At 57.8% G+C, this 13,429-nt stretch carries 15 protein-coding genes; 11 read left to right on the forward strand and 4 right to left on the reverse strand.

Features of this window, described 5'->3' with window-relative positions:
• Positions 1-93: 93 nt before the first annotated feature.
• The gene (locus ACYVHC_RS14100) at positions 94-1,434 is read right to left on the reverse strand and encodes an NAD(P)/FAD-dependent oxidoreductase (protein WP_460614397.1); all 1,341 of its coding nucleotides are present in this window, start codon (positions 1,432-1,434) and stop codon (positions 94-96) included.
• A gap of 221 nt (positions 1,435-1,655) precedes the next feature.
• Here ACYVHC_RS14100 and ACYVHC_RS14105 point away from each other — a divergent pair, with 221 nt between their 5' ends.
• The 6 genes from ACYVHC_RS14105 (at position 1,656) to ACYVHC_RS14130 (ending at position 7,049) form a co-directional block, all read left to right on the forward strand.
• A complete protein-coding gene (locus ACYVHC_RS14105; RefSeq protein ID WP_460614398.1) occupies positions 1,656-2,231 on the forward strand; it encodes a lipocalin family protein in 576 nt (191 codons plus the stop codon).
• A 68-nt stretch (positions 2,232-2,299) separates the two neighbouring features.
• On the forward strand, positions 2,300-2,749 hold the full coding sequence (gene bcp / locus ACYVHC_RS14110; protein ID WP_460614399.1) for a peroxiredoxin: 450 nt from the start codon (positions 2,300-2,302) through the stop codon (positions 2,747-2,749).
• Positions 2,750-2,927: 178 nt separating this feature from the next.
• On the forward strand, positions 2,928-3,830 hold the full coding sequence (locus ACYVHC_RS14115) for a transketolase (protein ID WP_460614400.1): 903 nt from the start codon (positions 2,928-2,930) through the stop codon (positions 3,828-3,830).
• 20 nt (positions 3,831-3,850) lie between these two features.
• Positions 3,851-5,260 carry a vWA domain-containing protein gene (locus ACYVHC_RS14120; RefSeq protein WP_460614401.1) on the forward strand — a complete coding sequence of 470 codons (1,410 nt, stop codon included), beginning with the start codon at positions 3,851-3,853 and terminating at the stop codon, positions 5,258-5,260.
• Positions 5,257-6,030, forward strand: a complete 774-nt coding sequence (locus ACYVHC_RS14125; protein WP_460614402.1) for a phytanoyl-CoA dioxygenase family protein — start codon at positions 5,257-5,259, stop codon at positions 6,028-6,030. The genes ACYVHC_RS14120 and ACYVHC_RS14125 overlap by 4 nt, the downstream gene beginning before the upstream one ends.
• A gap of 62 nt (positions 6,031-6,092) precedes the next feature.
• The gene (locus tag ACYVHC_RS14130) at positions 6,093-7,049 is read left to right on the forward strand and encodes a transketolase family protein (protein WP_460614403.1); all 957 of its coding nucleotides are present in this window, start codon (positions 6,093-6,095) and stop codon (positions 7,047-7,049) included.
• Between the two features lie 83 nt (positions 7,050-7,132).
• Here the strand turns inward: ACYVHC_RS14130 and ACYVHC_RS14135 are convergent, their stop codons facing one another.
• Together ACYVHC_RS14135 and ACYVHC_RS14140 are read right to left on the reverse strand one after the other, a co-directional pair.
• Positions 7,133-7,672 carry a hypothetical protein gene (locus ACYVHC_RS14135; RefSeq protein WP_460614404.1) on the reverse strand — a complete coding sequence of 180 codons (540 nt, stop codon included), beginning with the start codon at positions 7,670-7,672 and terminating at the stop codon, positions 7,133-7,135.
• Positions 7,673-7,818: 146 nt separating this feature from the next.
• A complete protein-coding gene (locus ACYVHC_RS14140; RefSeq protein ID WP_460614405.1) occupies positions 7,819-8,472 on the reverse strand; it encodes a zinc ribbon domain-containing protein in 654 nt (217 codons plus the stop codon).
• Between the two features lie 129 nt (positions 8,473-8,601).
• Between ACYVHC_RS14140 and ACYVHC_RS14145 the strand changes: the two genes are divergently transcribed.
• A complete protein-coding gene (locus ACYVHC_RS14145) occupies positions 8,602-9,342 on the forward strand; it encodes a DUF481 domain-containing protein (RefSeq protein ID WP_460614406.1) in 741 nt (246 codons plus the stop codon).
• A 28-nt stretch (positions 9,343-9,370) separates the two neighbouring features.
• Here the strand turns inward: ACYVHC_RS14145 and ACYVHC_RS14150 are convergent, their stop codons facing one another.
• Positions 9,371-10,345 carry a hypothetical protein gene (locus ACYVHC_RS14150; protein WP_460614407.1) on the reverse strand — a complete coding sequence of 325 codons (975 nt, stop codon included), beginning with the start codon at positions 10,343-10,345 and terminating at the stop codon, positions 9,371-9,373.
• A gap of 143 nt (positions 10,346-10,488) precedes the next feature.
• Here ACYVHC_RS14150 and ACYVHC_RS14155 point away from each other — a divergent pair, with 143 nt between their 5' ends.
• The 4 genes from ACYVHC_RS14155 (at position 10,489) to ACYVHC_RS14170 (ending at position 13,422) form a co-directional block, all read left to right on the forward strand.
• Positions 10,489-11,040, forward strand: a complete 552-nt coding sequence (locus ACYVHC_RS14155; protein ID WP_460614408.1) for an RNA polymerase sigma factor — start codon at positions 10,489-10,491, stop codon at positions 11,038-11,040.
• Between the two features lie 30 nt (positions 11,041-11,070).
• Positions 11,071-11,526, forward strand: a complete 456-nt coding sequence (locus ACYVHC_RS14160; RefSeq protein WP_460614409.1) for a hypothetical protein — start codon at positions 11,071-11,073, stop codon at positions 11,524-11,526.
• A gap of 25 nt (positions 11,527-11,551) precedes the next feature.
• Entirely contained in the window at positions 11,552-12,034 is a 483-nt protein-coding gene (locus ACYVHC_RS14165; protein WP_460614410.1) for a hypothetical protein, read from the forward strand.
• 182 nt (positions 12,035-12,216) lie between these two features.
• Positions 12,217-13,422 (forward strand): aspartate aminotransferase family protein, encoded by a 1,206-nt coding sequence (locus ACYVHC_RS14170; RefSeq protein WP_460614411.1) that lies wholly within the window; start codon positions 12,217-12,219, stop codon positions 13,420-13,422.
• The last annotated feature ends 7 nt before the right edge of the window (positions 13,423-13,429 follow it).

Raw genomic sequence — 13,429 nt, forward strand, 5'->3', positions numbered from 1 at the left:
GGCTGCTATCTTCACACTCAAACCAAAGCCACGGGGCGATACTCAACCTAAGTATCGCCCCGTGGCTTTGGCAGTTGTAGCTAGCTAGTAGCTTTAATCAGCAGCATGATGCCGCGCATACTCCGCCCCAACTTTGTCGCTGGGATGAATGTAGGGCTGGATGATGATGCGGGTGCCGCGCTGATACGTAAAGAACCGATACAGCCAGTTCGTCATCACAATGAGTTTGTTGCGGAAGCCTACTAGGTAGTAAATGTGTACAAACAGCCACGCCAGCCAGGCAATAAAGCCACTTAGGCTCTTGTTTCCGGGCAAATCGGCCACGGCGCGGGCGCGGCCCACAATGGCTAAAGAGCCCTTATCGAAGTACTCAAACGGTTGCCACGCCTGCTGGCGGCGTTGGCGCACCAGGTTTTTCGCCAGTAACTGGCCCTGCTGAATGGCGGGCTGAGCCACCTGCGGATGCCCTTTTGGCCACTTCTCCGTCTTCATTAAGGCCACATCCCCGATGGCGAAAATGTCCTCGAAGCCTGCCAACTGGTTGAACTGATTTACTAGGTAGCGGCCCCGCTCCAAGGTCTCGGCGGGCAGGCCCTCTATGGTGGCGCCGGTTACCCCTGCGGCCCACACCAACGTCTGGCTTTTAATCTGCTCCCCGTCTTTAAACGTCACCGTCTGCCCATCATAGGAATCCACCAGCTTGTTGAGCTTGATGATAACGCCGAACTCCTCCAGGTACTTCTGCGTATGTCGGCTCGATTCCGGCGACATGGGCGGCAACACCCGGTCCAAGCCATCGACGAGGTAAATGTTCATCTGTTTAAAATCGAGGCCCGGGTAGTCGCAGGGCAGCACATGCTGACGCATTTCGGCCAATGAGCCTGCCAGCTCTACCCCCGTTGGGCCAGCGCCGGCAATTACAATATTGAGCAGGCTCTGGCGCAGCTCAGGATCGCGGGTTAAGTTGGCCTGCTCGAAGCTCTGCAGCAGCTGGCTGCGCAGGTTTACGGCATCGGTTAGGTGCTTGAGCCCGAAGGCGTTCTGCTTAATTTGCTCGTTGCCGAAGTAATTTGATCTAGTGCCGGTGGCAATAACCAGGTAATCGTAGCGTACCTCTCCAATAAGAGTGCTGACGGTTTTGGTGGCCGGATTTACGCCCGTGACGCGCACAAAGCGAAAGTGAAAGTCCTTTTGATCATCAAACAGTTTCCGGATGGGCTCGGCAATCGACTCGGGCTCCAGACCCGCCGTGGCTACCTGATACAGCAGCGGCCAGAAGCCGTGGTAGTGCTGCTTACTTAGCATCACTACCTGAAACTCCGAGTCGGGCAGGTGTTTCGTTAAATTAACAGCTCCAAAGCCGCCGCCAATTATCACAACGCGCGGCTTGGTAGTTTCCGGGATATTGAGCGTGAGTTGTTCCAGGTGCAACATATGCAGGAAAGAAAGGATAACGCCTTCTATACGAAGCCGCTCGCAAGTCGACTGCTACTGTTGACTTCCGGCTGCACCAGCCCATAGTCATAGTACGCCCCTAAAACCCACGTACGGGTGCGTGGCTTCATGGGCCTAGTAGTCGGTCTTCTTGATGGTAGGCAGCATCTTAGGAGTAGCTGGCCCCGTAAACCCAGCAATTCACTTTTATTCCCCTTCGTATGGCTAACCTGCTCAAGCGCCGTCCTCCCGTTCTGTTTGCCGCTGCAGCGGCCGTCCTGACTACGGGGGTGGCGGCCTACTCCTATGCCCGTCGTAAACTGCAGCCCCATCTGCCCACCGTAGACCACGTAAACCTGCACAAATACTCTGGCCTCTGGTATGAAGTAGCTCGCCTGCCTACCCGCTTCGAGAAGGGCTGCCAGCACGTAACGGCGCAGTACAAGCTGCAGCCCAATGGCAAGGTGAAAGTGGTGAACACCTGCCATAAGGAAAGCCTTAATGGCCCCGCCGAAACCGTTACCGGCACCGCCCGCGCCGTTGACAAGACCAACGCCAAACTTAAAGTGCAGTTTTTCTGGCCTTTTGAAGGCGACTACTGGGTGCTGGACCTGGACCTTTCTGATTACCGCTATGCGTTGGTAGGCGAGCCGGGGCGCAAAAACCTCTGGATACTGAGCCGCACGCCCCACATGGAGCGCAGCATCCGCGACCGGCTGGTGGCGCACGCCCGCGAGTTGGGTTTCCCGGTTGAGAACCTCATCTTCACGCCGCAGCCCATTACCAGCAAACCCTAGCACAAACGCCTCGCTTTGGATTAGCGCAAGCCAAACTTCCGTTCTACCTTCGCGCAAACAACTGCGCAATGGCTTTACCTCACGTTGGCGAGCTGGCTCCGGCCTTCGAAGCCCCCGACCAAAACGGCACCATCCACCGTCTTCAGGACTACGCCGGCCGCAAAGTGGCCCTGTATTTCTACCCCAAAGACGACACCTCGGGCTGCACCGCCCAGGCCTGCAACCTCCGCGACAATTACCAAAGCCTGCTCAGTGCCGGCATTCAGGTACTAGGCGTGAGCATCGACTCCGAAAAGTCGCACCTGAAGTTTGCCACCAAGCACGAGTTGCCGTTTCCGCTGCTGGTAGATGAGGATAAAAAGCTGGTGGAAGCCTACGGCGTGTGGCAGGAAAAATCGATGTACGGCCGTAAGTATATGGGTACCATGCGCTACACCTTCCTCATTGATGAGCAAGGCATTCTCGAGAAAGTCATTACCAAAGTCGATACCAAGAACCACGCCGCCCAGCTGCTGTAGTTCCGGAGAAGCCCCGCCCCCTGTTGGCGGGGCTTTTTTGTTTTGGGCTACCTGGCACTTCTGCCGGCCTGTTTTCACCCGCTTACCTTGCCCTTGCCCTTGCCTGTTCCACCTTCGCTTTCCTCTCCCACCCAAGTTCCTACCTTTGCCTCACCAACCCCTTATTCAACCTGACCTTATGTCGCAGGATACGTCATTTGCCGCTTCTTCCGAAACCCACGCTCCGGGCGCTGCTACCTCCGTTGCCGAGCTAAACCAGATTGCCTCCCAGGTACGCCGCGACATTGTGCGCATGGTACACGCCGTAAACTCGGGCCACCCCGGTGGCTCCCTGGGCTGCACCGATCTGCTGGTGGCTCTGTATTTCAAGGTGATGAAGCACACGCCCCAGCCCTTCGATATGAATGGCGTTGGTCAGGACCTGTTTTTCCTGTCGAATGGGCACATTTCGCCGGTTTTCTACTCGGTACTAGCCCGCTCGGGCTACTTCCCCGTGAGCGAGCTGGCTACGTTCCGGAAGCTGAACTCGCGGTTGCAGGGCCACCCCGCCACCCACGAGCACCTGCCCGGCGTGCGCGTAGCCTCTGGCTCACTAGGCCAAGGATTGAGCGTAGCCATTGGCGCTGCGCAAGCCAAAAAGCTGAACGGCGACGACCGCAAAGTATTCGTGCTGATGGGCGACGGCGAGCTGCAGGAAGGCCAGGTGTGGGAAGCGGCCATGTACGCCCCGCACCACAAAGTTGATAATCTGATTGCGTTCGTGGACCGCAACGGCCAGCAGATTGATGGCCCCACCGACAAAATCGGCGGCCTCGGCGACCTGCGCGCCAAGTTTGAAGCCTTCAACTGGCGCGTGCTCGAAACCGATGGCAACCAGTTCGAAACCCTGCTCCCCACGATTGAGGAAGCCCTGCAGCTCAGCGGCCAGGGCCAGCCCATTATGGTGCTGATGGATACGCAAATGGGCTACGGTGTCGACTTCATGATGGGTTCGCACAAGTGGCACGGCGTAGCACCGAACGACGAGCAGCTGGAGAAAGCCCTGCAGCAGCTTATCGTAGAGAAAGCCTCCGATTACTAGGTCGGTTTAGCCTGCAAAGCATGAGCTCGCGCGCGTTTTGGGTATGCTACGGAATGCTGTTACTAGCCCTGCTCGGGCTGGCAACTCCTGCGCGTGCCCAAAACGTACCGCCGGAAAAACCCCGTACCACGCGCATTCTGTTTTTGCTGGACGCCTCGGGCTCCATGTTGGCTCCCTGGGAAGGAAAGCCGCGCATGGACGTGGCCAAAAGTATGCTGGCGCGCATGGTCGACTCCCTGAACACCTACCCGAACCTAGAGTTGGGGCTGCGGGTGTACGGTCATCTGCACGATAAATCAGAAAACAACTGCGAGGACTCCAGGCTGGAAGTGGCTTTCGCGCCTAAAAACGCGGGCGCCATCAAGGCCAAGCTGAAATCCATTGAGCCGCGCGGCAACACGCCCATCACGTACTCGCTGCTGCAATCGGCCGCTGATTTCCCGGCCGACAAAACAGCTCGCAACGTGCTGATTCTGATTACCGATGGCTTGGAATCGTGCAAGGGAGACCCGTGCGCTACGGCCGTGGCCCTGCAACGGAAACGGGTTTTCCTGAAGCCCTTCGTGATTGGTATTGGGGCCGAGCGGGAATTTGGCAAGCAGCTGGAATGCCTGGGCCAATACTACAATGCCGCCGACGTGAAAACCTTCCGGACGGTGCTCAATGATGTAGTGGCCCAAACGCTGGCTAAAACCACTGTGGCCATTAACCTCACCGATGCGCAGGGCCGCCCCGTGGAGTCGGATGTGAACATGACGTTTATAAACAGCGTCACGGAGCAGCCGGAGTACAACTACGTGCACTACCGCGACGCCCAAGGCAAACCCGACGTGCTCGACATTGACGCCTTGCAGAGCTACGACCTGATCATCAACACGGTGCCGCCGGTACGCCAGCAGAACCTGGCCATCAAGCCCGGCAAAGCCAACTTGCTAACCTACAAAACCCCGCAAGGCACGCTGTGGCTGCAAGGCCCTAATCTGTCGCCCAATCCCTATGGCAAGGTGCAGGTGGTGGTGCGGGCGCAAGGCAACCCCGCTACAGTAGTGGCTCTACCCTTCGGCAGCAAGCAAAAGCTGCTGGCCGGCAACTATGAGGTAGAGCTTCTGACGCTGCCCCGCCAGCTCCGGCGCATCACGGTGAAGCAGGGCCAGGAGGTTTCCGTAACCTACGAAGCACCCGGCATCCTGAACATCATATCGGATCTGAAAGGCTACGGCAGCATTTACCGCCTCAACAACGACGAGTCGCAGACGTGGGTGTATAACCTGCCGGACGGGGGTAGCAGCAAAATCAACCTGCCCATGCAGCCGGGTGCGTATCGCCTCGTGTTCCGCACCGCCACCGCCACCGGCAGCAAATACACCGACGTGCGCAACTTCACCATTCGGCCGGGTCAAACCAGCTCGGTTAGCATTTTCGGTCGATGATAGAAGCACCTCAGTTTAGCGTCTTGGATGGGCTAGCAGCCGAGCTGGCTGAAAATGGGTATGCCATGCTGGCCCATGTTTTCTCCTCCGAAGAAATAGCCGGGCTGCTAGGCATTATCGAAAGCGCCGAAACTACTTCTGCCAACTTCCGCCAGAGCCGCGACGTGTTTGCCATCCGCAACCTACTCACAGAAATTCCGGCACTGCGTGCGCCCCTTCTGACGCCTAGGTTGCGAAACGTATTGCACGAGCTGTTTCCCGAATCTACTCCGCATCTGACCAAAGCCATCTACTTCGACAAGCCTGCTGGCTCAAATTGGCTGGTGGCCTGGCATCAGGACGTGATGATCAGCGTAAACTGCCGCAAGGAGCTGCCGGGGTATGGCCCGTGGTCGGTGAAGGGCGATGAAGTGGCCGTACTACCCCCTACCGATGTGCTAAACCGCACCGTAACGCTGCGCCTTCATCTTGATGATTGCGACGCCACCAACGGCGCCTTAAGGGTAGTGCCTAGTTCCCATCAGCACGGCGTTATCCCGAACGATCAGCTTCCGGGTTTCACAGGATCGGCGGTAGTCTGTGCCGTTCCGGCAGGTGGCCTGATGCTGATGAAACCGCTGCTCCTGCACGCTTCGCACCGCAGTACCAGCAGCCGTCCGCGCCGCGTACTTCACCTGGAGTTCAACACCGCTGAGCTACCGGAGGGACTAGCGTGGCGCGAGCGGCTGGATTTGTATCCAACAGAACCTAAAAGGCCATGCTTGATCTAGCGCATCCGCGCAGCTGAAGCATGGCAATGATAAAAACGACATACTCCCAACCTACCAATAGCATGAAAGACTTCCCCTACACCGAATCGAAAGATACCCGCAGCGGCTTTGGCGCGGGCCTGCAAGAGCTGGGCAAAACCAACCCCAACGTAGTAGCTCTGTGCGCCGACCTGATTGGCTCGCTCAAGATGGATGCCTTCATCAAAGATAATCCCGAGCGCTTTTTCCAGGTGGGCATTGCCGAGGCCAACATGATGGGCCTAGCTGCGGGCCTGACCATTGGGGGTAAAATTCCGTTCACGGGCACCTTCGCCAACTTCAGCACAGGCCGCGTGTACGACCAGATTCGGCAGAGCATTGCCTACTCAGGCAAAAACGTGAAGATCTGCGCGTCGCATGCGGGCCTCACGCTGGGCGAAGATGGCGCCACGCACCAGATTCTCGAGGACATCGGGATGATGAAGATGCTACCCCACATGACGGTCATCAACCCCTGCGACTACAACCAGACCAAAGCCGCCACCATCGCCATTGCTGACTACGAAGGCCCGGTGTACCTGCGGTTTGGCCGCCCCGTAGTGCCCAATTTCACCCCCGCTGACCAGACGTTTGAAGTAGGTAAAGGCGTGCTCCTGAACGAAGGCACCGACGTGAGTATTTTCGCTACCGGCCACTTGGTATGGAAGGCCATCCTGGCGGGCAAGCTGCTGGCCGAAAAAGGCATCAACTCCGAAATCATCAACATCCACACAATCAAGCCCCTTGATGCCCAGATGATTCTGGAATCGGCGCGCAAAACGCGCTGCGTAGTAACGGCCGAAGAGCACCAGATGCATGGCGGCCTCGGCGACTCCATTGCGCAGCTGCTGGCCCGCGAGGAGCCGCTGCCCCTGGAAATGGTAGCCGTAAACGATTCCTTCGGCGAGTCGGGCACGCCTGACCAGCTGATGGAGAAATACGGCCTCAACGAGCAGGCTATTGTGGCCGCCGTAGAGAAAGTAATGGCCCGGCGGAAGTAGGTTTGGGCTTCGCCCCACCCTAGCAAAAAGCCCCTGCTGCTCCTTTAGCGGCAGGGACTTTTTGCTAATAGGCTCCGGTTGGGCTACTGGAGCAAGCTAGCCAACCGCTGCTCCAGAACAGCATCCAGATACAGCCACTGCGCCCGATTTTGAAATGTATAGTCTTGGTAGCAAGCCAAAAAAGCCTGGGTTTCCTGGTAGAGGTCCGGCATCAGTTCGGGTGCCCCTTCTGCGGCGCGTTCGTAGTCTGCGGCCAGGCCATAAATCCAGCCTACTTCCCTATCCGATTCTACTAGGGTCCGGAGGCGGTAAAGCGACCGGATAAGCTGCCCCAACGACCACTCCCCCGCTGCCAGTTGCTGCTGCAGCCACCCCAAGCAGGGCCGCACAGAAAACGACTCTTCGGAAGCATGAGCCAAAAAGCCAGGAACTTCTGGCTTAGCGGTATGCACCAGACGGTAAAGGCCCACGAAAAAATCAGTCGGCTCATCCTCCCGTAGCAGCACCTCGTCAACCCACTCACTGATATCAGGGAGGGTTATTACATCTAGCTGCAACCCAACTCGCGCGTAGAAAGCGGCTTCTGCTGGGGGTAACCCGCTGAATTCGATATCCAGTTTCATGGAGTTCTCTTTACGGATTTACTAGGCGAGGTTTTACTTTACGTATACGGCACGCTGCGCGGGTTGCAGGTCGACAGTAATGCACGTGAGCTGTATACAGCAATAGACTGGCTTACAGAATGATAGAGCAGTAGCGCGGCGTAGGGTTAGCTGTTCTTCGCCCCGCACTCGGCGCAGAAGCGTTGGTCAGCTTTTACGGTTGCCCCGCAGCTGCCGCAGAATTTTTCCTTGGGTTGGGCCGTGGCGTTTGGGGTGCCGCACTCCGGGCAGAACTTCTGGCCAGGGCTGAGCTTGGCATTGCAACTCGAGCACTGCACTATACCGCCCCGGTTAAGGAAATCCAGGTCTTTGGTGTAGTCCTGCTCGCGCGTTTTGGTGCGAATTTGTTCGCTGGCCGCCTGCCGTTGCTGCGCCGCCAGCTCCTCGTGCTCGTCGGGGGCACAGTCTTCGCAGAGGCCGGCTTTGTGGTTCCAGCATACATCGGGGCACACCCAGTGGCCGCAGCGGGTGCATTGCTTAAAGTACTGCTTGCCTTCCTGCACGGCTTTTTCCAAGGCTTCGTCGTGGGCTTTGCCGCCTATGGCGCGCTGCACGTGGTAAGCAGCGGTGCCCGCATCGTAAAAGCTGCCCCCGAAAAGGCTGCCGGCGGCCCGCATCAGCTCCCCGGCAATACCAATGCTGTTGGGCTGAAACCGCGACATGTGGCCGTTCCGGCATTTGTCGCAGTAAAACTTAAACTGAAAGCCTTTATCAGTGGATAAATCATCGTGGTTGGCGACGAACTGAATCAGATTGCTCATAAGGTGAGGGGAAAGGTTGTGGGCTAAAAATAGCATTTGTATATATTCTATTTCAACTCCGGTTTCAACTCCCCTCCGCTTCGGCTTGTATACTTGCATTTCGTTTGAGGAATTTGCCTCTCTGCCTGCATGCGTTTTTATCTCCTTCTGCTGGTTTGCAGCACTGTTCTTCTGCTCGCCGATGCCAGTACAGCCCACGCCCAACAAGCTGATACAACCATCATTCGGTACACCGGCCAACTTTCGGGGCAGTATGCGGCGGGCGGCGTTAACCGCACGTTGTTTGCTACTTCGCACGCCGTTACGTTGCTGCGGGGGCTGCACTTTGGAGCGCCGGTTGCGGCCGGCTTCACGTATGGCAAGCAGGACAGGGTACTGAAGGAGCGGGAATGGAGCGCCAACGCTACCCCCTACTACTGGAAAGGCCGCTTCCGCTTTTACGGCATTGGGGGCTACGAGCGGAGCAACCTGCGCGGCATTGATAATCGGTTTCAGCTGGGAGCCGGGCCGGGCTGGGCCTTCTACTCCGATTCGCTAGGGCGGGAAGTAGCCGTAAGCAACCTGCTGATTCGGGAAGCCACGTACTTTCAGGATGGCACTAGCCGCATCGTCTCGCGCAACTCCACGCGTCTGAAGGTGGCCTATTCCTACCGCGTGTTTACCCTGAGTTCTACCACCTTCTACCAGCCCAACCTCCAGAATTTCCGCGACGACTACCGCGTCACGCAGTTTTCTACACTGGCCTTGCGCTTTACGCCCCGTTTTGCCATCACCAGCACGTACTCCTATACCTTTGAGAAGCGCGTGCTGGAAGGTAAGCCCAATGACAACACCAACGTAACGGTTGGGGTAGCCTTCAGCACCAAGTAAGGGTTGAGCCCAGAAAGCATCCTAGCCCTTAGCGCTTCTTAAACTTGCCCAGATACGCCAGCGCCGCCTGCTCATCCCGGATTTCTGTAGATGACAGGTGGCTGAGCAGTGGATACAGCTGCTGCTTGAACACGACTAGGTCGGGGTGCTTGCCGTGCAAGATTTCCAGCTGCGTGGTTGCACCATTGGTCAGCAACTGGCGGGTGTAGGTGCGCGGCACGTGCTGCTCGGCCAACCACATAGCTAGGCCCGATACCACAATGGGGTCGGGGCTATTGAGGCCTTTTACAATCTCGGGCATGAGCGGGGCCCAGCCGGCGGCACTAGGGGGCTGATAGCGGTAAAAGCCCCGCACCAGCTGCAACAGGCGCCCACCTACCTCCGAGTCGCGCAGATACGGCAGCAGCTGCCGGGCCTGGTCGGGAGTTTGGAGGCGAGCGGCAAGCTGCGCGGTGGCTTTCTCGCGCACACTATCGGGGGCGGCGCTGCACAATACTGCCAGCGCTTCTGCAAATGCTAGGCCCTCCGGGCGTTGTAAGTGCGCCAGCGCCGCCTGAAAATTAGCTTCTTGGAGCCGCGAAGATTTTCGCCGGATGCCGTTTACGGCTGCCGTATCATGGGCTACGGCGGCGGGCAACGCCCGGAAAGCGGCCTGAAACTCCATGGTGTGCAGTTCGCGCAGCGGCCAGGCCGCATTCAGTTGGGCCAACGTAATGGGCGTAACTGGGTTTGGCGAAGTACAAGGCCTAGCAGGTTGCGAGCGCAGCGTAACCAGCATGATATTATCCAGACCGATGACAGTGGCATCCGGAAAGCCCATGGGCTTAATGGTTGCCATGCACACGGTTTGCTTGTTCTGGTTCAGCTTAGCCACGAAGTCAGCGGTGGTAGTACCGGTGGGCAAGCCCCATATTTCTACTTCTGATACTTTTACTTGCGCTAGCCCCTGCCCAGCGCTCAACCACCCCAGACCGAGCATCACAAGCCCACACCGTATTTTCATAGTACACACCCAGATAGTTGTAAGACAGCAGAATAGCTAGTTTTTACCCTATAGGGCAGCAATATATTCGTTTCCCGCGTTAAACCTTGCCCCTACTCCCCCCTCTAACGCGTCAAACCCTCGCCCCTAACCCGCTCCCCTGATTGGAAGACCAGGAGATACTTGCCAAATTCCGAGACCCGGCCTCCCGCAACGTGGCCTTTAATCAGCTGGTGCGCAAGTACCAGCAGAAGGTGTATTGGCATGTGCGCAAGATGGTTATCGACCACGATGATGCCGATGACCTCACGCAGGACGTGTTCGTCAAGGTCTGGAACCACCTCGAGAACTTCCGGCAAGATGCCTCGCTTTACACCTGGATTTACCGCATTGCCACCAATGAGTGCCTGACGCTGCTGCAGAGCAAGCGCCGCAAGTTTTTCCTGCCCCTGAATGATGTTGGCTCGGAGCTAACGGCTAAGCTGGAAGCTGATGAAAGCCTAGCCGGCGACGAAATAGAGCTGAAACTGCAGAAAGCAATTCTGCGGCTCCCGGACAAGCAGCGCCTAGTATTTAACCTGCGCTACTACGATGAAATGCCCTACGAGCAGATGGCCGAAGTATCCGGCACCTCCGTAGGCGCGCTCAAGGCCTCGTATCATCACGCCGCCAAAAAAATTGAGCAATACGTTAACGAACAGTCGCTGAACGATTAAACCTGACGGCCCTTACCGGCTCTAACCGATATGAATACTCCTTTCCGTCTGGATGAACACCGGCGCCGGCCCCAGCCGCCGCTGGCCGCCCCGCCAGACTGCTACTTTGAGCAACTGCCCGCCCGCGTTATGCAGCGCGTGCAGCCCGAAGCACCCGCCCAGGAAGCGGTTTGGGGCTGGCTCACAACCCTGTCGGCACCGCTACGCACGGCATTGGCCTCCGTGGTGGTACTGGGCGGATTTGCTGCCACCTTCCTGTTGAGCACCACCCCTACCCCTCCGGCAGGCCCAAACCCCTTAGCCCACGTACCGCGCGAACAAATGGTGCAGTACCTACTGGCCTCCGAGCAACGCGTTACGCTCACGGATCTGGCCGAGCTTTCGGCCACGGCGCAGGAATTGCCCGATGAGTCGTACTTCGAGGCGTCGCCGGATGAGGTGCAGGAGGCGCTGGATGCACAGCCCACGGAGGACGTTTTTCTCTAACCGCTATTTTCGCTTTTCTCTCCCTATGAAATACCTTTTTCGCAGCCTTCTGGCGCTGTTGCTTTTTACTTCCTTGCCCGGTGTGTCGGTTGCCCAAACGGGCCGCCAGGAACGTTTGAGCCAGCTGGAAAACGCCAAAATTGCCTACATCACCGATAAAATTTCGCTGACGCAGGAGCAGGCCCAAAAGTTCTGGCCCGTGTACAACGACTTCACTGACAAACGCCGCGACCTGAATCGCCGCCAGCGCCAGCTCCGCATCACGTCTCCCGAAGCCCTCACCGATCAGCAAATCAAGGAAAACCTGACCCAGGCCCTTGACCTGCGCCAACAGGAAGTAAAACTGGAGAAGGATTACTTCGATAAGTTTCAGAAGGTGCTCAGCATCCGGCAGGTAGGCCAGCTCTACGCCGCGGAGCGCGACTTCACCCGTGAAGTCATCAAACGCGTGGCCGACCGCCGGGGCGGCCCTCGTGGCTTGAAACCTCAGGAACGAGAAAGTAATTAGGCTTTCAAACGCACCTAACTAGGTAAAGCGGCTGCTTCGGCAGCCGCTTTTTTGTTATAACTATCTATCAGTCATCACAAAGCAGCTTAATAGAAAGGCGGCGTTGTAGTGCTAGCTTACAGGGGGAAGCACATCGGCAACCGTTGTGGCGTACCTTTGGGGCCCGAATTGGTTTCTTGTATATGCTTACTCCCCGCCAGCTTTTTCTGCGCCATCAGGCCCAAACCTCCGACTTCCCGCTGCTGCTTGAAATTGAGCGCGCCGAAGGGGTGTACATGTACGGGCCGGAAAATGAGCGCTACCTCGATTTGATTTCCGGCATCGGGGTCAGCAATGTGGGGCACCGTCACCCGCGGGTACTGCAGGCTATTCAGAATCAGCTCGATAAATACCTGCACCTGATGGTGTACGGCGAGGTAGTGCAGGCTCCGCCCGCGCTACTAGCCCAGGCCCTGCACGCAACCCTTCCGGCCCACCTCGACAACGTGTACTTCACGAATTCCGGCACCGAGGCCGTGGAAGGCGCCCTGAAGCTGGCCAAGCGCCATACGGGCCGCACGGGTTTGCTTTCCAGCCATAATGCCTACCACGGCTCCACGCACGGGGCGCTCAGCATTACGGGTTCCGAGGGGTTCAAAAACGCGTTCCGCCCGCTGCTGCCCGATGTGCGCCATTTCCGCCACAACAACTTCGACGACCTGGCCCTGATTGACGAGCACTCCGCCGCCGTGGTCATCGAAACGGTCCAGGGTGAAGCGGGCGTGCGCGTACCGGCGCCGGGCTATTTGCCGGCGTTGCGCCAGCGCTGCACCGAGGTCGGCGCCCTGCTTATTCTGGATGAAATACAATGCGGCTTTGGCCGGACAGGCACCTTCTGGGCTTTCGAGCAGTTCGGCATTGAGCCCGATATTCTGCTCACGGCAAAAGGCATGGGCGGCGGGATGCCCATCGGGGCCTTCATTTCGTCGCAGGAAGTAATGGCCGGGTTCAAGACGAATCCTATCCTAGGGCACTGCACTACCTTTGGGGGCCATCCGGTTTCCTGCGCGGCTTCTTTGGCCACGCTGCAAACCATTCAGGAAGAGAATTTACTAGGGGGCGTAGCCGAAAAAGCGGCCCGAATTCGGCGGCAGCTGGTGCACCCGGCCATCCGGGAGGTGCGGGGCTGCGGCCTGCTGATGGCCGTGGAGTTCGACTCGTTTGAGGTGCTGAAGCCCATTATCGACCGCGCCCTCTGGCACGAACGCCTGCTCACCGACTGGTTTCTGTTCTGCGACAATTCCCTGCGCATTGCTCCGCCGCTTACTATCACCAACGAGCAGATTGACGAAGCCTGCGCGGGCCTACTGCGGGCTATTGAGTGGGTAGTGCCTAGCGCCCAAGGGTAGGCTTGAG

Source organism: Hymenobacter seoulensis, from assembly GCF_054780535.1.